The organism is Pseudomonas lutea (genome assembly GCF_000759445.1).
Classification (GTDB): Bacteria; Pseudomonadota; Gammaproteobacteria; order Pseudomonadales; family Pseudomonadaceae; genus Aquipseudomonas; species Aquipseudomonas lutea.
Window position 1 is genome coordinate 479,944 of sequence record NZ_JRMB01000002.1, and the last position, 17,878, is coordinate 497,821.

Annotated in this window: 18 protein-coding genes; 10 read left to right on the forward strand and 8 right to left on the reverse strand. The window is 59.4% G+C overall.

Annotated features, from left to right (window positions below):
* Positions 1–221 precede the first annotated feature (221 nt).
* Both rimO and LT42_RS14315 read left to right on the forward strand, forming a co-directional pair.
* A complete protein-coding gene (gene rimO / locus LT42_RS14310; protein WP_037014136.1) occupies positions 222–1,559 on the forward strand; it encodes a 30S ribosomal protein S12 methylthiotransferase RimO in 1,338 nt (445 codons plus the stop codon).
* Positions 1,560–1,678: 119 nt separating this feature from the next.
* On the forward strand, positions 1,679–2,134 hold the full coding sequence (locus LT42_RS14315) for a GNAT family N-acetyltransferase (RefSeq protein ID WP_037014139.1): 456 nt from the start codon (positions 1,679–1,681) through the stop codon (positions 2,132–2,134).
* Between the two features lie 145 nt (positions 2,135–2,279).
* Here LT42_RS14315 and LT42_RS14320 read toward each other — a convergent pair whose 3' ends face one another.
* Positions 2,280–3,275: an alpha/beta fold hydrolase gene (locus LT42_RS14320; RefSeq protein ID WP_037014141.1), complete on the reverse strand. Its 996-nt coding sequence runs from the start codon at positions 3,273–3,275 to the stop codon at positions 2,280–2,282.
* 162 nt (positions 3,276–3,437) lie between these two features.
* Between LT42_RS14320 and LT42_RS14325 the strand changes: the two genes are divergently transcribed.
* From LT42_RS14325 to tsaA, 3 genes are all read left to right on the forward strand, one after another.
* Entirely contained in the window at positions 3,438–4,148 is a 711-nt protein-coding gene (locus tag LT42_RS14325) for an rRNA pseudouridine synthase (protein WP_037014143.1), read from the forward strand.
* A gap of 71 nt (positions 4,149–4,219) precedes the next feature.
* Entirely contained in the window at positions 4,220–4,681 is a 462-nt protein-coding gene (locus tag LT42_RS14330; RefSeq protein ID WP_037014146.1) for a YehS family protein, read from the forward strand.
* A 17-nt stretch (positions 4,682–4,698) separates the two neighbouring features.
* Positions 4,699–5,403, forward strand: coding sequence for a tRNA (N6-threonylcarbamoyladenosine(37)-N6)-methyltransferase TrmO (gene tsaA / locus LT42_RS14335; RefSeq protein WP_037014149.1), 705 nt, complete (start codon positions 4,699–4,701; stop codon positions 5,401–5,403).
* A gap of 164 nt (positions 5,404–5,567) precedes the next feature.
* Here the strand turns inward: tsaA and fpr are convergent, their stop codons facing one another.
* Positions 5,568–6,347, reverse strand: a complete 780-nt coding sequence (gene fpr, locus LT42_RS14340) for a ferredoxin-NADP reductase (protein WP_037014152.1) — start codon at positions 6,345–6,347, stop codon at positions 5,568–5,570.
* 122 nt (positions 6,348–6,469) lie between these two features.
* Here fpr and LT42_RS14345 point away from each other — a divergent pair, with 122 nt between their 5' ends.
* Positions 6,470–7,396 carry a LysR family transcriptional regulator gene (locus LT42_RS14345; RefSeq protein ID WP_037014155.1) on the forward strand — a complete coding sequence of 309 codons (927 nt, stop codon included), beginning with the start codon at positions 6,470–6,472 and terminating at the stop codon, positions 7,394–7,396.
* Positions 7,397–7,423: 27 nt separating this feature from the next.
* Here LT42_RS14345 and LT42_RS14350 read toward each other — a convergent pair whose 3' ends face one another.
* On the reverse strand, positions 7,424–7,792 hold the full coding sequence (locus LT42_RS14350) for a diacylglycerol kinase (protein ID WP_037014158.1): 369 nt from the start codon (positions 7,790–7,792) through the stop codon (positions 7,424–7,426).
* Positions 7,793–7,897: 105 nt separating this feature from the next.
* Positions 7,898–8,545, reverse strand: a complete 648-nt coding sequence (gene erdR / locus LT42_RS14355) for a response regulator transcription factor ErdR (protein WP_037014161.1) — start codon at positions 8,543–8,545, stop codon at positions 7,898–7,900.
* Positions 8,546–8,774: 229 nt separating this feature from the next.
* On the opposite strand from erdR, the gene LT42_RS14360 reads away from it, so the two are divergent.
* Positions 8,775–9,659, forward strand: a complete 885-nt coding sequence (locus LT42_RS14360; protein WP_037014163.1) for a DMT family transporter — start codon at positions 8,775–8,777, stop codon at positions 9,657–9,659.
* Between the two features lie 59 nt (positions 9,660–9,718).
* Here the strand turns inward: LT42_RS14360 and LT42_RS14365 are convergent, their stop codons facing one another.
* Entirely contained in the window at positions 9,719–10,450 is a 732-nt protein-coding gene (locus tag LT42_RS14365; RefSeq protein ID WP_037014166.1) for a tRNA-uridine aminocarboxypropyltransferase, read from the reverse strand.
* A 221-nt stretch (positions 10,451–10,671) separates the two neighbouring features.
* Here LT42_RS14365 and LT42_RS14370 point away from each other — a divergent pair, with 221 nt between their 5' ends.
* On the forward strand, positions 10,672–11,097 hold the full coding sequence (locus tag LT42_RS14370; protein WP_037014168.1) for a quorum-sensing-regulated virulence factor family protein: 426 nt from the start codon (positions 10,672–10,674) through the stop codon (positions 11,095–11,097).
* A gap of 363 nt (positions 11,098–11,460) precedes the next feature.
* Positions 11,461–12,576 (forward strand): LOG family protein, encoded by a 1,116-nt coding sequence (locus LT42_RS14375; RefSeq protein WP_037014170.1) that lies wholly within the window; start codon positions 11,461–11,463, stop codon positions 12,574–12,576.
* A 54-nt stretch (positions 12,577–12,630) separates the two neighbouring features.
* Here LT42_RS14375 and recX read toward each other — a convergent pair whose 3' ends face one another.
* From recX to LT42_RS14390, 3 genes are all read right to left on the reverse strand, one after another.
* A complete protein-coding gene (gene recX / locus LT42_RS14380; protein ID WP_037014172.1) occupies positions 12,631–13,098 on the reverse strand; it encodes a recombination regulator RecX in 468 nt (155 codons plus the stop codon).
* Positions 13,099–13,106: 8 nt separating this feature from the next.
* Complete coding sequence (gene recA / locus LT42_RS14385) at positions 13,107–14,171, reverse strand: recombinase RecA (protein WP_037014175.1); 1,065 nt, start codon at positions 14,169–14,171, stop codon at positions 13,107–13,109.
* A gap of 85 nt (positions 14,172–14,256) precedes the next feature.
* Complete coding sequence (locus LT42_RS14390) at positions 14,257–14,757, reverse strand: CinA family protein (RefSeq protein ID WP_037014178.1); 501 nt, start codon at positions 14,755–14,757, stop codon at positions 14,257–14,259.
* A gap of 495 nt (positions 14,758–15,252) precedes the next feature.
* Here LT42_RS14390 and mutS point away from each other — a divergent pair, with 495 nt between their 5' ends.
* Positions 15,253–17,820, forward strand: coding sequence for a DNA mismatch repair protein MutS (gene mutS, locus LT42_RS14395; protein WP_208855916.1), 2,568 nt, complete (start codon positions 15,253–15,255; stop codon positions 17,818–17,820).
* Positions 17,821–17,878: the final 58 nt, after the last annotated feature.

Sequence of the window (17,878 nt, forward strand, 5' to 3'; positions counted from 1 at the left end):
ATTGACCCGCAGCGCACCGGTAAATTCCGATGCGCCCGGCAGACGAGGCTTGCCAGGCGCAACGCCGCGAAGCATAGCGCAGCACTCGTCGTAATTCTCGGTTTAACGCTGGTCAATCCTTCGACTCGCCGCTAGAATTGCGCACTTTTTGATCAGAGGCGCACCCAGCGCCCAGTCAATGCCACGGCCGTTCGCCGGGCATCCTACGCCGAGGTTAGTCAATGTCCACCGTCACCACGTCTGCCGCCCCCAAGGTCGGCTTTGTCAGCCTGGGTTGCCCCAAGGCTCTGGTCGATTCCGAGCGCATCCTGACTCAGCTGCGCATGGAAGGCTATCAGGTCGTCCCGACCTACCAGGACGCCGACGTGGTCGTGGTCAATACCTGTGGTTTCATCGACAGCGCCAAGGCTGAATCGCTGGAAACCATTGGCGAGGCGCTGGCTGAAAACGGCAAGGTGATCGTCACCGGCTGCATGGGCGTGGACGAAAGCGTGATTCGCAGCGTCCACCCGAGCGTGCTGGCCGTTACCGGCCCGCAGCAATACGAGCAAGTGGTCAATGCTGTGCATGATGCGGCCCCACCGAAGCTGGATCACAACCCATTGATTGATCTGGTGCCGCCGCAAGGGGTCAAGTTGACCCCACGTCACTACGCGTACCTGAAGATCTCCGAAGGCTGCAACCACAGCTGCAGCTTCTGCATCATCCCGTCCATGCGCGGCAAACTGGTCAGCCGCCCGATTGGCGACGTCCTCGACGAGGCGCAGCGCCTGGTCAAGGCCGGCGTCAAAGAGCTGCTGGTGATTTCTCAGGACACCAGCGCCTACGGCGTAGACGTCAAATACCGTACCGGTTTCTGGGACGGCCAGCCTGTCAGAACACGCATGACCGAGCTGTGCCAGGCGCTGAGCTCTCTGGGCGTCTGGGTGCGCCTGCATTACGTGTATCCGTACCCGCACGTTGACGAGATCATTCCACTGATGGCGGCGGGCAAAATCCTGCCCTACCTGGACATCCCGTTCCAGCACGCCAGCCCGAAAATCCTCAAGCTGATGAAGCGTCCGGCCTTCGAAGACAAAACCCTGGCGCGTATCAAGAACTGGCGCGAGCAGTGCCCGGACCTGATCATCCGCTCGACCTTCATCGTCGGCTTCCCGGGCGAGACCGAAGAAGACTTCCAGTACCTGCTGGACTGGCTGACCGAAGCCCAGCTTGACCGCGTTGGCTGCTTCCAGTACTCCCCTGTCGAAGGCGCGCCGGCAAACCTGCTGGATGCGCCGATCGTGCCGGACGACATCAAGCAGGATCGCTGGGACCGCTTCATGGCGCACCAGCAGGCCATCAGTGCAGCACGTCTGCAGATGAAAATCGGCAAAGAGATCGAAGTGCTGATCGATGAAGTGGACGAGCAAGGCTTCGTCGGTCGTTCGTTCTTCGACGCGCCGGAAATCGACGGCAACGTCTTTGTCGAAAGCGACCGTGACTTCAAGCCGGGCGACAAAGTCATGTGCCGTGTAGTGGATGCGGATGAGTACGACTTGTGGGCTGAGCCAATCTAAGTCGCGACGCGGTCGAACAGCCACTGCACCCATCACAGCCCTGCCCGTAAAACGGCGGGGTTTGTTTTTTCTGGTTATCGTCCCCACATGAAGTCGACACCCAGGGAGCAGCAGCAACCATGACCCACCCGTCGGTCATCTACTTACCCAGGCAGCAGGATTTCGCCGAGCTCACCCGAGTCTGGGAGGCCTCGGTACGGGCAACTCACGACTTTTTGCCGGATGACTACATCGCACTGCTTCGGCACCTTCTGGAAACGCAATACCTGGGCGCCGTTAATCTTTTCTGCACCCGTGATTCGCATCTGCGTATCACCGGATTCGCCGGCACTACGCCAGGCAAGCTCGAGATGCTGTTCATCCATCCCGACTTCCGTGGCATAGGCTTGGGCAAGAAGCTGCTGGACTATGCCATCGAGCATTTCCAGATCACCGAGCTGGACGTCAACGAACAGAATCCGCAAGCACTGGGGTTCTATCAGCGACAGGGCTTCGAGGAAGTGGGCCGGGCGGAAGTGGACGGGCTGGGCCGCCCCTACCCGATGTTGAGAATGCGGTTGAAAGCGGGTTTGTGATACTGAACCGGCCCCGAGCGATGTGGCGACTGTAGGAGCCGGCTTGCTGGCGAACCCGGAACGTCGCCGCCCCGGGCATCGTCTGACCCAGCCCATTCGCTAACGAGCCGGTTTCCACTGACTGCGTGTGCCTGCCAGATCTGGCTCAGCGCCTCAGGCTTTCCACCAGCACCTTGTTGAACTGTTGCGGGTCCTGAATCTGCGGCGCATGCCCCAACCCTGCAAACTCCACCAGCGTCGCCTGCGGTATGCGTTTGGCGGCGGCCTTGCCAAGCTCCGGGTAGTTGCCCAGCGATTTGCGCAGTGCCTCGGGCGCTGCGTCTTTGGCGATGGCGGTATTGTCCTTCTGCCCGATCAACAACACGGTGGGCATCTTCAGCTTTTCAAAGTCGTAAAACACCGGCTGATTGAAGATCATGCCGTATGTCTGCGCAGACGCCCGAGCAACCTCCTCCTTGCCCTTGCCGTTGAACATGCCTGCCTGCATGTCGACCCAGTGATCGAATTCCGGGCGCCATTCGTTGGCGTAATAGGTCGACTGCTGGTATTTGCGAATGCTGTCGGCACTGGTTTTCAGCTCACGGGCGTACCAGTCGTCGAAGCTGCGATCCGGCACCCCTTTGGCTTTCCAGTCCTCCAGACCGATGGGATTGACCAGCAGCAACTGATCCACCTGCTCGGGGTACATCAGCGCAAAGCGGGTCGCCAGCATGCCGCCCATGGAATGTCCGACGACCGTGACGTGATCAATCCCCAACTGGCTCAGCAGCGCTTTGGTGTTCTGCGCCAGTTGCTCGAAGGTGTATTTGTAGTCCGCCGGTTTGCTGGAGCGGCAGAAGCCGATCTGATCCGGCGCGACGACCCTATACCCTGCGGCGCTCAGCGCCTTGATAGTCCCCTCCCACGTGGCACCGCAGAAGTTTTTGCCATGCAGCAATACGACGCTGCGACCATTGGCAGTGCCGGTCGGTTTGACGTCCATATAGCCCATCTGCACTGACGTGCCCTGGGATTCAAAACGGAAATTCTGCGCCGGGAACGGATACTGGAAACCTTCCAGCTGCGGGCCGTAAGACGGGGTCTGCGCGGCGAGCAGTGGCAAGCTGACGGTCATCAACAGCGCGGGTAGCCATTTGGTCATGAATTTGCTCCGAACGGTGTAGGAATAGAGAACAGACCTGCGTCGCTCCCGAAAAAATCCATCCAGTGGGGCCCCATTCGCTCGCCAATTTCAATGCAGCCGCGATTAACGGCGCCTGCACGGGTACAATAGGCGCCTTTCCATTTTGTTACGGCTTTTCTCATGACTGACCCCATTCGCCTTTCCAAACGCCTGATCGAGCTCGTCGGTTGCTCTCGTCGCGAAGCCGAGCTGTTCATTGAAGGCGGCTGGGTCACGGTGGACGGCGTTGTCGTCGACGAACCCCAGTTCAAGGTCGAAAACCAGACAGTGGTGCTCAATGCAGAGGCGAAGGCCGATACGCCCGAAGCCGTGACCCTGCTGTTCAATGCCCCAGCCGGCATGGCGCCCGAGACTGCGCTGACGTTGATCACTCCCGGCACACTGTCGGCCGATCACAGCATTGGCCGGCGCCCGCTCAAGGGCCACTTCCTGCGCCTGGAAGCGATCTCCACGCTGCAGGCCAATGCCAGCGGGCTGATGGTGTTCAGTCAGGACTGGAAGATCCTGCGCAAGCTCACCGACGACCGCAGCAAGATCGAGCAGGAGTACGTCGTCGAGATCGCTGGCGACATGGTTGCCCACGGTCTCAACCGCCTGAACCACGGCATGACCTACAAGGGCAAGGAGCTGCCCAAGGTCAAAGCCAGCTGGCAGAACGAAAACCGTCTGCGCTTCGCCATGAAGAACCCGCAGCCCGGCGTCATTGCCCAGCTGTGCGAAGCGGTCGGGCTGAAAGTTGTTTCGGTACGGCGCATCCGTATCGGTGGCGTTTCCATCGGCAAAGTGCCTGAAGGCCAATGGCGCTACATGACCGAAAAAGAAAAATTCTGAATCCCTTTTCCCGAGCGCCGCATCAGGTCCCGCGCGCGCTCATCTGCGAATCTCCAGGAAAACCACGCACCATGATGAACAACGATGTACTGCGCAGCATCCGCTACATGCTCGATATCAACGACGCCAAAGTGGTCGATATCATCAAGCTCGGCGGGTTTGACGCGAACAAGGCCGATGTCACGGCCTACATGAAGAAAGATGAAGAAGAAGGCTTCCTGCCTTGCAGCGATGAAGTCATGGCGCATTTCCTTGACGGCCTGGTGTTTTTCAAGCGCGGCAAGGACGAGAGCCGGCCCGCACTGCCGGTCGAACTGCCGATCACCAACAACATTGTCCTCAAAAAGCTGCGCGTGGCCTTCGAGTTGAAGGAAGACGACATGCACGCAATCCTCAAAGCGGCCGAGTTCCCGGTGTCCAAGCCTGAGCTCAGCGCATTGTTCCGCAAGGCTGGCCACAATAACTACCGTCCATGCGGCGACCAGCTGCTGCGCAATTTCCTGCGTGGTCTGACCCTGCGCGTACGCGGTTAAGCGCTGCAGGGCTATCGATGACTCAGGCCTACAGCGTCGCGCCGATCGGCTTCATGCGCTCGTGCTTCAAAGAGAAGTTCGCGATCCCCAGACAGCCCCAACTTGCACCCGCCGCGCGGGGCGTGCTGGAACTGATCGCGCCATTTGATCAGGGCGACGCTGTCCAGGGGCTGGAACAGGTCAGCCATGTCTGGCTGCTGTTCCTGTTTCATCAGGCGCTGGAAGACACGCCGCGACTCAAAGTGCGGCCGCCACGCCTGGGCGGCAATCAGTCGATGGGGGTGTTCGCCACGCGTGCTACCCACCGGCCCAATGGCATCGGGCAATCGGTGGTCAAGCTGGACAAGGTCGAGCCGGGGCGCTTGTGGTTGTCGGGCATCGACCTGCTTGAGGGCACGCCGGTACTGGACATCAAACCCTACGTGCCCTACGCCGACATCATCGCCGATGCACGTAACAGCATGGCCGCCGCAGCGCCGGCGCGGGTTCCGGTGCAGTGGGAGGATGCTGCGCTGATTCAGGCGCAGGAGCATGCCCTGCGCCTTGACGAGCCGTTGACCGAGCTGATCGAGCAGTGCCTGGCACAAGACCCTCGACCGGCGTACCAGACGCCCACGCCCGAACGAGTCTATGGCGCGCAGTTCTGGGACCTGGACGTGCGCTGGCACTATCCACAGTCAGGCCTTATCCGGGTGCTGGAAGTGGTCCCTGCCGTTAGCTGACACCCAATCGCCCGCCCACAAAAAAACCGCCTGGTCCGTGACCTCCAGGCGGTTTTTTTCAGACCCCAAAACGCAGGTGCCTGTACTGACCTATTCGCCGATGACGCCACCTGCGCATTGCAGCACGGGTGATTCATTGGCGATTGGGTCGTATCTGAACGGTTTTACTTCTCGACGAACGCGCGCTCGATCAAGTAGTCACCCGGCTCACGCATGCGCGGCGAAACGGTCAGGCCGAAGCTGTTCAGCACTTCGCTGGTTTCATCGAGCATGCTCGGACTGCCGCACAACATGGCGCGGTCATCCTGCGGATTGATCGGCGGCAGACCGATGTCGCTGAACAGTTTGCCGCTGCGCATCAGGTCAGTCAGACGGCCTTCGTTCTCAAATGGCTCGCGGGTGACCGTTGGGTAATAGATCAGCTTGTCGCGCAGCATGTCACCGAAAAATTCGTTCTGCGGCAAGTGCTCGGTGATGAACTCGCGGTACGCCACTTCGTTCACGTAACGCACGCCGTGGCACAGAATGACCTTTTCGAATCGCTCGTACGTTTCGGGGTCCTGGATGACGCTCATGAAAGGCGCCAGCCCGGTGCCCGTGCTGAGCAGGTAAAGGTGTTTGCCCGGCTTCAGGTCGTCCAGCACCAGCGTACCCGTAGGCTTCTTGCTGATGATGATCTCATCGCCTTCCTTCAGGTGCTGCAGCTGCGAGGTCAGCGGGCCGTCTGGCACCTTGATGCTGAAGAACTCTAGATGCTCTTCCCAGTTCGGGCTGGCAATGGAGTAGGCACGCATGAGCGGGCGCCCGTTGGGCTGCTGAAGACCGATCATCACGAACTGACCGTTCTCGAAGCGCAGGCCAGGATCACGGGTGCACTTGAAACTGAAAAGCGTGTCGTTCCAGTGATGAACGCTGAGAACACGCTCGTGATTCATGTTGCTCATGGTACGTGGGAGCTCCTGATAAATGACGTGCGCGGGTCAATGCGCCATTGCGCGACATTCTAGTGGCAGACACAATATCTGTTAACTGAATTATCAAGATATAGGTTATCGGTTATATAGATATGCGATTTACTCTACGTCAGCTCCAGATCTTCGTGGCCGTCGCCCAGCAGGAAAGCGTCTCGCGCGCGGCGGTCTTGCTGTCCTTGTCGCAATCAGCGGCGAGCACTTCCATCACTGAACTGGAACGCCAGTCCAGTTGCCAGCTCTTCGACCGCGCAGGCAAGCGACTGAGCCTGAACGCCACAGGCCGGCAGCTGCTGCCTCAAGCCGTCGCGCTGCTGGACCAGGCCAAGGAGATTGAAGACTTGCTCAATGGCAAGTCCGGTTTCGGTTCACTGGCGGTGGGCGCCACGCTGACCATCGGCAATTACCTGGCGACCCTGCTTATCGGCAGCTTCATGCAGCGCCATCCGGAGAGCCAGGTGAAGCTGCACGTGCAGAACACCGCAAACATTGTCCAGCAGGTCGCGCATTACGAGATTGATCTGGGGCTGATCGAGGGGGACTGCAGCCACCCTGACATTGAAGTGCAGACCTGGGTTGAAGATGAACTGGTGGTGTTTTGCGCGCCCCGACATCCGCTGGCGAAAAAAGGCCGTGCGTCTCTGGAAGAGCTGACACGCGAGGCGTGGATCTTGCGTGAGCAAGGCTCCGGGACACGCCTGACGTTCGACCAGGCCATGCGTCATCATTTGAACAGCCTCAATGTGCGGCTGGAGCTGGAACACACGGAGGCCATCAAACGCGCCGTTGAGTCAGGCCTGGGCATTGGCTGCATCTCGCGCCTGGCGTTGCGCGATGCTTTCCGTCGGGGCAGTCTGGTCGCGGTTGAAACGCCGGAGCTCGATCTGGTGCGCCAGTTCTACTTCATCTGGCACAAACAGAAGTATCAGACGTCCGCTATCCGCGAATTCCTCGACCTCTGCCGCTCATTCACCGCTGGCGTCAACCGCAGCGACGAGATTGTCCTGCCGAGCATCGCCTAAGGCGCAGCTCGACAATAAAAGCAATTGTCAGCCCAGCAGAATCAGGCCCCAGACCACCGCAATCATGGTCAGCGCCACGAACTGGGCAGCGCTGCCCATATCCTTTGCGTTCTTGGACAACGGATGCCGATCCAGAGAGATGCGGTCGATGGCGGCTTCAATGGCCGAGTTCAGCAGTTCGACAATCAGCGCCAACAGGCACACCGCGATCAGGATCGCGCGCTCGCCACGGCTGACGTGAAACACGAATGACAGCGGGATCAACACGACGTTGAGCAACACCAACTGGCGAAACGCAGCTTCGCCCTTGAATGCGGCGGTCAGGCCGTCAAGGGAGTAGCCCGATGCGTTGAGAATACGTTTAAGGCCGGTCTGACCTTTGAATGGCGACGTCATAGGAAAACTACTGATGGATGAAAGCGGTGGAGGCTAGTGCGGCGACGGTCAAAAAAGTGTGAAGGTCGACCGCGCCAGCCGGGGCCTGGAGCGGAATCAGGTGATTCAGCTCTGCGGTATGGATTCCAATTGTTGCAACAACAACGCTGCCTGGGTTCGCGTGCGCACATTGAGCTTGCGAAAGATCGCCGTGACATGCGCCTTGATCGTCGCTTCCGAGACGCTCAACTCATAGGCGATCTGCTTGTTCAGCAGCCCCTCGCAGACCATCGTCAGTACGCGAAACTGCTGCGGCGTCAGACTGGCAAGGCCTTCGCTGGCGGCCTTGGCTTCGGGCGACACGCTGACGCTTTCATTGACCTGCGGCGGCCACCAGACGTCCCCGTCGAGTACCGTACGCACGGCTTTCTGAATGACTTCAAGGGAGCTGGACTTGGGGATGAAGCCGCTGGCGCCAAACTCGCGCGACTTGACCACGACGGCTGCTTCTTCCTGGGCGGACACCATCACGACCGGCACTTGCGGGTATTGACCACGCAGCAGCACAAGGCCCGAAAAGCCGTAAGCGCCGGGCATATTCAAGTCCAGCAGAACCAGATCCCAGTCGGACTTTTCGGTCAGTCGCGCTTCCAGGTCAGCAATGCTCTCGGCCTCGACCAACCTTGCATCAGGTCCGAGCCCCAGGCTCAGGGCCTGATGCAGTGCACTGCGAAACAACGGATGGTCGTCGGCAATCAGGATTTCGTAGGGCATTTAATGATCCTGCAAGTGGCTGAGCGCCGACGTTTCAACACCCAAGGTGGCATCCGCCCTGCCTCAATGACACACCAGCGCGATATACATCTGCACTGATCGGGGCGGCCCGCGGCATATCGACACAGGGACTGCGGCTGGGCGGCGCCAAGGATGCCCAGCGAAGTCGGGGTGGTCAAGCCTGACGCTTTGCGGCACAGTCTGCGCCCCCGACCTGACGAGTGCCATCATGCCAAACCATGCCCTGCGAGCGGACCTGCTCATGCTCCTTACCGCATTGATCTGGGGCACCGGTTTTGTCGCCCAGACTGCGGGAATGGACCATATCGGCCCGTATCTGTTTTCCGGTCTGAGGTTCGCGCTGGGTTCGCTATGCCTGGTGCCATTGATTCTGCGTAACGCCAGCACTGCCCGCGTGCCTGAGCCACTGCTCAATCGCGGAATGCTGCGCGCGGGCATCATCATGGGGCTGGCGCTGGCACTCGGGATCAATCTGCAGCAAGTCGGGTTGCTGTTTACCAGTGTGACCAACTCCGGCTTCATCACTGGCCTGTATGTGATCGTCGTTCCGCTGTTGGGGTTGCTGCTCGGTCACAAGACCGGGCTCGGCACCTGGCTCGGGTGTCTGCTGGCGGTGGTGGGCATGTGCCTGCTCAGTATTGGCGATAACTTTCACGTCGCTTCGGGGGATTGGCTGCAACTGATCGGCGCGTTCGTGTGGGGCGGGCATGTGATATTGGTCAGTCTGTTCGCCAGCCGCCACGACCCGATCCGTCTCGCCTTCCTGCAATTCGCCACCTGCTCGGTAGTCAGTCTGCTGCTGGCGGTGTTCTTCGAGCCGATTGCTCTCAACGCCATCATCGACGCAGGCCCTGCCCTGCTCTACGGCGGCATCGTCGCGGTGGGCGTGGGCTACACGCTGCAGGTAGTGGCGCAAAAGCACGCGATTGCCTCCCATGCGGCCATCATCCTGTCGCTGGAAGCAGTGTTTGCCGCCATCGCTGGCGCCTGGATTCTTGGGGAGGCGCTGCAACTGCGTGGTTACATCGGTTGTGGATTGATGCTGGCCGGGATGCTGCTGGCGCAGTTGTGGCCGAAGAAAGCCCTCGCCTGACTCATGCTGCCATCTCGAACCGTTCTAAGGCGGCTTGCTGGCAAGGGCATTACTGATGGTTATTCAAGGTAGCCTTTCAACTCTTGGTGAGCATCGCTTAGCAGGTCGAGGGGCAACTGATTCTTGGCACCTAAATAGTGCTGACTGAACACATCGAAGTAGCAGCTTAGGGCCGACCCCGCTTCAGTATCGCCGGCCAGATCGAAACACAATGCGGCCACTTCAGCAGTACAAAGATGTTCGCTACGCGTCGAGCGCCTTAGCTTGTACCGCGAAAGCTTTTCGGGAATCAGGCTCAGAATGGGGATGGAGTCAAAGTAAGCGCTTTTACGGAAGATCTTCCGTGCTTCTGTCCACGTAGCATCAATCAACACGAACAGCGGCCGCTTGTTTGGGTCAACGGTCACGGTGTCAGTAACGCGCTCGGCCGCTACATATTCCCCCGGAAACACCAGATAGGGTTGCCATTGCGGGTCGTTAAGCAATGCAATCAGCTTTTCATCGACCTCAGTGCGTGACCACACAAACGCATGGTTATCCTGAACCACGTCTGCAATCAGCCAACCCGTGTTGCTGGGTTTGAACACTTCCTTTTTCGTCATGATCAGGCAAACCCCCGACCGCGTTTCGACCTTTGGACGCCATCTGCACAGGCAATGGCTTTCAATCACGCGACAGTAATGGCACCTGGGCGCACGTGATCCACGAGCCAGGTAGGGCTTGGTACTCTCCTCCTCCCGCTCATCTCTCAGACAGGCGACCGAATTCTTGTGAAAAATAGTCTGGGTCATTGACGGGGAAGAAGGCAGTGACACGAGGGGCATCCGGCAGGTCGAAAAGTCGCGGCATTCTATCAGACGCAGTCCGGCGCGCCGTGTTCTCTGGTGTCTGCCCAGGCTCATCCCTATACTGACCGGCCCTGAGAGCCGCCACGCCAGCAGTGAACGCCTCGGAATGTCGCCGGTCCAACGGCCAGCCTCTGCACCACCCGTCCACGCACCAGGAGAATTCAATGCTGCGCCTCATCGCCCCCACTCTCACGCTTTTGCTCCTCGCTCCACTGTGCGCCAATGCGGCGTCCAAGCAGGATTACGAACTGAGCCAGATGCTTGATAAAGTCGCGAAGGAAAGCAGTGTCGGCACGCCACGCGCCATCAACGAAGACATTCTCGACGAAGGCTACACCGTCGAAGGCAAGATGCTCATCAACCACTTGAGCGTTCAGTCCGGCCAGGCCGCGCAAATGCGTGAAAACCTCGATGACGTCCGCGGTCAATTGGGCGGCAGCGTCTGCCGAAACCCGGGCTATCGCCAGCTGATGGCCAAGGGCGCGATCCTGCGGTACCAGTTCACTGAATACAAAACCAACAAACTCATCACTACTCAGGAAATTAAAGCGGCCGATTGCGCTGCAAAACCACCTGCCAAGAAAAAGTGATGTAACTCGTTCTCCGGTCTGCGTGCTTCGAGTTTGCTCAGCACGCAGGTCCCAGCCCTTCCTGCTCTACTGCGCTGTCCCTCCCTTTTCCATTGCACGCCTCTCCTTGCAACAGCCCGGGCCGGACCCTTTCAGTCTGTGTGTCCGTCACGCCCCATCACACTCTTTGCGCAAGAAAGGGTTGCCTGTCGTCGGGCTTGCCATCAGAGTTTTCTTTTTGCCACCCATGGATCAGGCCAGAATCAGGCGCCGCATAGTGGCAGGTGCCACATCCTTCGGATGCGTTACGCGCCGACGACGCACGAAGCGTCGCGATCCCGCCCGATGGCGTCGAGCACTGATTCTGCATCAGGAGAAAGCGTAATGCCTTACGTACCCAGCGACGCGTTGCCTCAGCACTTCAAGAACAACGGAATCGACCTTGCTCTCAAGGTAGAAGAACTCCTCGGTTCGGTCGCCCCGGACAGCCCGAATCTTGCGCTCTACCGCGACATGACCCTGACCGTGCTGCGCATGGCTCAGGATGATCTAAGCCGGTGGAATGCCAAAATCACCCTGCAAGCCATGCGCGAACTGGAGAACGCCTTTCGCGTGCTTGAGGGTTTCAAAGGCCGTCGCAAGGTTACGGTATTTGGATCTGCACGCACGCCTCTTGAGCACCCCGTATACGCCTTGGCCCGTGAACTGGGTAAGCAGCTCGCCGCCGCGGACCTGATGGTAATCACCGGTGCCGGTGGCGGGGTCATGGCCGCAGCACACGAAGGTGCAGGCCTGGATCACAGCCTGGGGTTCAACATCACACTGCCGTTCGAGCAACACGCCAATGCTACCGTGGATGGCACAGGCAACCTGCTGCCGTTCCACTTCTTCTTCACACGCAAGCTCTTCTTCGTCAAAGAGGCTGACGCCCTGGTGCTCTGCCCGGGAGGCTTCGGTACCCTTGATGAGGCGCTGGAAGTGCTGACGCTGATCCAGACCGGCAAAAGCCCTCTCGTCCCGATTGTGCTGCTGGATGCGCCCGGAGGAACGTTCTGGGAGGGGGCGCTCGGTTTCATCAGGAACGAGCTCGAAGCCAACAAGTACATTCTTCCTGCCGACATGAATTTGATGAAGCTGGTGTACAGCGCTGAGGAAGCTGTCGCCGAAATCGATCAGTTCTACAGCAACTTCCATTCAAGCCGCTGGCTCAAGAATACGTTCGTCATCCGCATGCACCACGCCCTGAATGACCACGCGCTCAAGACCTTGCAAGAGCAGTTTTCAGATTTGCGTTTGGCCGATGAATTTCAGCAATACGCACATCAGGACGAATATGACGAGGCGCAATTCAGCCATCTCACCCGCCTGGCGTTCAAATTCAACGGCCGCAACCATGGCCGCTTGCGCGAACTGGTGGATTTCGTAAATCTGAAACAGAACTGGGCTGGGCTTGGGCATACCCAACCAGCCCGGGCTGCCAAGCCTGTGCAATCCACCTGAGGCTAGATGCATAAAGGCGCACCCAGGTGCGCCTTTATGTGTGTGTGCTGATCATTAATCGTCGCTGCTTTTCCCGCTTAGCAAACGGCCAATCAGTTCAGGCGGGTAACCGCGATAACTCAGAAAGCGCATTTGCTGCCCACGTTCTCGGGTGTCCTTGGGCAGCTGCCCGCTGAACTTGCGCTGCCACAGTTCTTCCAGCTTTTCGCGCCAGTCGATGCCGCACTCGCGCAGCGCTTGTTCGATATCGGCGCGCTGCAATCCACGTTGACCCAGTTCTTCACGAATACGCAAAGGGCCGTGGCCCGAACGGGCACGGTAGGAAACAAAACTTTCAAGGTATCGGGATTCAGACAGCAGCCCTTCTTCCGTCAGACGGTCAAGAGCAGCTTCAATCAATTCAGGAGGGGCGCCGCGCTGACGCAACTTACGCGTCAGCTCGACCCGACCGTGCTCGCGGCGCGCGAGCAGGTCCATTGCAGTCCGCCTTACAGCGACGGGTGTATCAAGCACAGCTGGCATGACGGGGATCAGATATCCGCGTCAGCTTCGACTTCAGCCACATCGTCTGTCGCTACGCGGGACGATTGGGCTTTTACATCAGGGGCCGCAGTCAGCAGCTTCTCGCGAATCTGCCTTTCGAGGGTGGTGCCGATTTCAGGGTTGTCCGCCAGGAACTTCGCAGAGTTCGCTTTACCCTGACCGATCTTGCTGCCCTGATAGCTGTACCAGGCACCGGACTTCTCCAGCAGACCGTGCAGCACACCGAGGTCGATGATCTCGCCGTTACGGTAGATGCCCTTGCCGTAGAGAATCTGGAACTCAGCCTGACGGAATGGCGGAGCGACTTTGTTCTTGACCACTTTGACGCGGGTTTCGCTGCCGACGACTTCGTCGCCTTCCTTGACCGCGCCCGTACGGCGAATGTCCAGACGAACCGACGCATAGAACTTCAGAGCGTTACCACCGGTGGTGGTTTCAGGGCTGCCGAACATCACGCCGATCTTCATACGGATCTGGTTGATGAAGATTACGAGGCAGTTGGCAGTCTTGATGTTACCGGTGATCTTGCGCAGTGCCTGGGACATCAATCGGGCTTGCAGGCCGACGTGCATGTCGCCCATTTCGCCTTCGATCTCAGCCTTGGGTACCAATGCGGCCACGGAGTCGACGACGATGACGTCGATCGCGTTGGAGCGCACCAGCATGTCAGTGATTTCAAGGGCCTGTTCGCCGGTGTCCGGCTGAGAAACCAGAAGGTCATCAACGTTCACACCCAGCTTGCCGGCGTATTCCGGGTCAAGGGCGTGCTCGGCGTCGACGAATGCGCAGGTAGCGCCCATTTTCTGGGCCTCTGCGATGACCGACAGCGTCAGCGTAGTTTTACCCGAAGACTCCGGGCCGTAGATTTCAACAATTCGGCCTTTTGGCAGGCCGCCGATACCGAGCGCGATATCGAGACCCAAAGAGCCGGTGGAGATAGCAGGAATAGCCTGGCGGTCATGGTCACCCATGCGCATTACGGCACCTTTGCCGAACTGACGCTCGATCTGACCCAAGGCCGCAGCCAAGGCTTTCTTCTTGTTGTCGTCCATTGAATCCTCTCGTAATAGGTTAGGCCTTGACGGCCGATATAACTGTATAAGTAGCCAGTATTATTCCACAGGGTCAGACGCGCGCCTACCCCTGATTTGGTATTTCTCCACGGGAGAGGCGCAGCAGGCCCTCTAACGCGGCACTCACCGTTTGTCGGCGGACCGCGTCGCGGTCACCTGCAAATAGAAAGCGCTCGGAGATCAATCGTTCCGCCGCTGCCCAGCAGATCCACACGGTGCCAACGGGTTTTTCCTCTGAACCGCCGTCCGGCCCGGCAACGCCGCTGACAGCGACCGAAAACTGCGCGCCGCTGTTAGCCTGCGCGCCTTTGGCCATGGCCTCGACCACCTCGCGGCTGACGGCCCCGACTTGCGCGAACAACGCTTGCGGGACCGCCAGTTGTTGCGTCTTCTGTCGGTTGGAATAGGTCACATACCCCGCCTCGAACCAGGCCGAACTGCCGGGGATGCGGGTGATGGCTTCGGCAATGCCGCCGCCGGTGCAAGACTCGGCCGTACTGACCTGAGCGCCGGCAGCCAGTAGCTGCTGGCCTAACGTAGCGGCCAAGTGAGTAATGTCATCCACGGGGAGTTCTCCATGTCGGTGCGGGCAAAGAAGACACGCTACACGAGCAGCTTCGATGCGCAAGGCAGAATGCGACCTGACCCCTGATCCGCCCACAAGACACTATTTGCGCTCCGGTTTTTCGGAGCAGGGTTTCTTCACGGTCTCCACGATGGTCTCCCGTGGACGCTGCCTGGCTTCCTCCAGTGGTATGAAGCGACCGTTGGTTGAATCTCGTCCTCGTTTGCGTTGCATAGAGCAATCCTTGTTCATATTGCCGCCTCCAATCGGGCGGTGCCTCGACATCCTAGACAGCTAAACGGCCCTCGTGGGGGTTCAGAAACGCGCCGTGACGAATCACCCGGACCTGCGGCCTGCGAACGTGCGTGGTAATCTTGCCGCCATCGCAAAAGCAATCGGAACCGACAGCGAACCACGTAGGTGGAATCCGCGTCGTCGCCCGAAACCTGCCTCAATCTCCTACAGAATTTGCCTAACCCACTGATGAATAAAGCAATTTCCGACCTCACCTCGCACACCCCCATGATGCAGCAGTACTGGCGGCTGAAAAATCAGCATCCCGACCAGCTGATGTTCTATCGCATGGGTGACTTCTACGAAATTTTCTACGAAGACGCCAAGAAGGCAGCCAAGCTGCTAGACATCACATTGACTGCGCGCGGTCAGTCAGCCGGGCAAAGCATTCCCATGTGCGGCATCCCCTATCACGCAGCAGAAGGCTATCTGGCCAAACTGGTGAAGCTGGGGGAGTCGGTGGTCATCTGCGAACAGATCGGTGACCCGGCGACCAGCAAAGGGCCGGTCGACCGGCAAGTGGTGCGCATCATCACGCCGGGTACCGTCAGCGACGAAGCCTTGCTCGACGAGCGTCGGGACAACCTGATCGCCGCCGTGCTGGGTGACGAGCGCCTGTTCGGGCTTGCCGTGCTGGACATCACCAGCGGCAATTTCACCGTACTGGAAATCAAGGGCTGGGAAAACCTGCTGGCCGAGCTCGAACGAATCAACCCGGTCGAGCTGCTGATTCCCGATGACTGGCCGCAGGGCCTGCCAGCCGAAAAGCGGCGCGGGGCACGGCGTCGTGCGCCATGGGACTTCGAGCGCGATTCGGCACATAAAAGCCTGTGTCAGCAATTTTCGACGCAGGACTTGAAAGGCTTCGGCTGCGAGAACCTGACCCTGGCCATCGGCGCGGCCGGCTGCCTGTTGGGTTATGCCAAAGAAACCCAGCGCACAGCGTTGCCACACCTGCGCAGCCTGCGTCATGAGCGCCTGGATGACACGGTCATTCTCGATGGCGCCAGCCGCCGCAATCTGGAACTGGACACTAACCTGGCGGGCGGACGTGACAACACCCTGCAGTCGGTCATGGATCGCTGTCAGACCGCCATGGCAACGCGGTTGCTGACCCGTTGGCTGAACCGGCCGCTGCGCGATTTAACGACCCTTCAGGCGCGACAGGAGTCTATCGGCTGCTTCCTCGAGCGCTACCGCTTCGAGAACCTGCAACCGCAGCTGAAGGAGATCGGCGACATTGAGCGCATTCTCGCGCGTATCGGCCTGCGCAATGCCCGTCCCCGTGACCTGGCGCGTCTGCGTGATGCCCTGAGCGCGTTGCCCGAACTGCAATTGGCGCTGGCGGAGCTTGAAGCGCCGCACATCCAGCAGCTCGCGAAAACCGCGGGCACCTATCCAGAGCTCGCGGACCTGCTGCAACGCGCGATCATTGATAACCCGCCGGCAGTCATCCGCGATGGCGGTGTACTCAAAACCGGCTACGACGGCGAACTGGATGAGCTGCTGTCGTTGAGTGAAAACGCCGGTCAGTTCCTGATTGACCTCGAAGCCCGTGAAAAAGCGCGCACCGGACTCGCCAATCTGAAGGTGGGTTACAACCGCGTACACGGCTACTTTATCGAGCTGCCGAGCAAACAGGCGGAACAGGCGCCAGCCGATTACATCCGCCGGCAAACGCTCAAGGGTGCCGAGCGTTTTATCACGCCAGAGCTCAAGGAGTTCGAAGACAAGGCGCTGTCAGCCAAGAGCCGCGCACTGGCCCGGGAAAAAATGCTCTACGAGGCGCTGCTGGAGGACTTGATCAGCCACCTCGCGCCGCTTCAGGACACCGCAGCGGCGCTGGCAGAGCTGGATGTGCTAAGCAATCTGGCCGAACGCGCGCTCAATCTGGACCTCAACCGTCCGCGCTTCACTGACGAACCGTGCATGCGTATCGAGCAGGGTCGTCACCCTGTGGTGGAGCAAGTGCTGTCCTCGCCGTTCGTGGCCAATGACCTGGACCTGGACGACAACACCCGCATGCTGGTGATCACCGGTCCCAACATGGGCGGTAAATCCACCTACATGCGCCAGACTGCCTTGATCGTACTGCTCGCACACATCGGCAGCTTCGTACCGGCGGCGAGCTGTGAATTGTCGCTGGTGGACCGTATCTTCACGCGCATCGGTTCAAGCGACGACCTGGCGGGTGGACGCTCCACGTTCATGGTTGAAATGAGCGAAACGGCGAATATCCTGCACAACGCCACCGACAAGAGTCTGGTGCTGATGGATGAAGTCGGACGCGGCACCAGCACCTTTGACGGGCTCTCGCTGGCATGGGCAGCGGCAGAATGCCTTGCGCAGCTTCGTGCCTATACGCTGTTCGCCACGCATTACTTCGAGCTGACGGTCCTGCCTGAAAGCGAACCGCTGGTGGCCAACGTGCACTTGAATGCGACGGAGCACAACGAGCGCATTGTGTTCCTGCATCGCGTACTGCCGGGCCCTGCCAGCCAGAGCTACGGCCTTGCGGTTGCGCAGTTGGCCGGCGTTCCGGGCCGGGTGATTACGCGAGCCAAGGAGCATCTGTTGCGTCTCGAAACCACCAGCCTGCCCCACGAAAAACCCAAGGCCAAGCCAGGCAAGCCTCCGCTTCCCATGCAGAGCGACATGTTTGCGAGTCTGCCGCACCCTGTGCTGGACGAGTTGTCGAACCTGAAGATCGACGACTTGACTCCACGTCAGGCGCTTGAGTTGTTGTATTCGATGAAAACACGCATCTAACGTGATCCGTAACAAGCTGTTAGAATCCCGCGCGGTTCGGGACCCTGTGAGCTTTTAG

Coding starts and splice junctions, on each gene's coding strand:
- rimO (WP_037014136.1), top strand. CDS start 222: ATGTCCACCGTCACCACGTCTGCCGCCCCCAAGGTCGGCTTTGTCAGC.
- LT42_RS14315 (WP_037014139.1), top strand. CDS start 1,679: ATGACCCACCCGTCGGTCATCTACTTACCCAGGCAGCAGGATTTCGCC.
- LT42_RS14320 (WP_037014141.1), bottom strand. CDS start 3,275: ATGACCAAATGGCTACCCGCGCTGTTGATGACCGTCAGCTTGCCACTG.
- LT42_RS14325 (WP_037014143.1), top strand. CDS start 3,438: ATGACTGACCCCATTCGCCTTTCCAAACGCCTGATCGAGCTCGTCGGT.
- LT42_RS14330 (WP_037014146.1), top strand. CDS start 4,220: ATGATGAACAACGATGTACTGCGCAGCATCCGCTACATGCTCGATATC.
- tsaA (WP_037014149.1), top strand. CDS start 4,699: ATGACTCAGGCCTACAGCGTCGCGCCGATCGGCTTCATGCGCTCGTGC.
- fpr (WP_037014152.1), bottom strand. CDS start 6,347: ATGAGCAACATGAATCACGAGCGTGTTCTCAGCGTTCATCACTGGAAC.
- LT42_RS14345 (WP_037014155.1), top strand. CDS start 6,470: ATGCGATTTACTCTACGTCAGCTCCAGATCTTCGTGGCCGTCGCCCAG.
- LT42_RS14350 (WP_037014158.1), bottom strand. CDS start 7,792: ATGACGTCGCCATTCAAAGGTCAGACCGGCCTTAAACGTATTCTCAAC.
- erdR (WP_037014161.1), bottom strand. CDS start 8,545: ATGCCCTACGAAATCCTGATTGCCGACGACCATCCGTTGTTTCGCAGT.
- LT42_RS14360 (WP_037014163.1), top strand. CDS start 8,775: ATGCCAAACCATGCCCTGCGAGCGGACCTGCTCATGCTCCTTACCGCA.
- LT42_RS14365 (WP_037014166.1), bottom strand. CDS start 10,450: ATGACCCAGACTATTTTTCACAAGAATTCGGTCGCCTGTCTGAGAGAT.
- LT42_RS14370 (WP_037014168.1), top strand. CDS start 10,672: ATGCTGCGCCTCATCGCCCCCACTCTCACGCTTTTGCTCCTCGCTCCA.
- LT42_RS14375 (WP_037014170.1), top strand. CDS start 11,461: ATGCCTTACGTACCCAGCGACGCGTTGCCTCAGCACTTCAAGAACAAC.
- recX (WP_037014172.1), bottom strand. CDS start 13,098: ATGCCAGCTGTGCTTGATACACCCGTCGCTGTAAGGCGGACTGCAATG.
- recA (WP_037014175.1), bottom strand. CDS start 14,171: ATGGACGACAACAAGAAGAAAGCCTTGGCTGCGGCCTTGGGTCAGATC.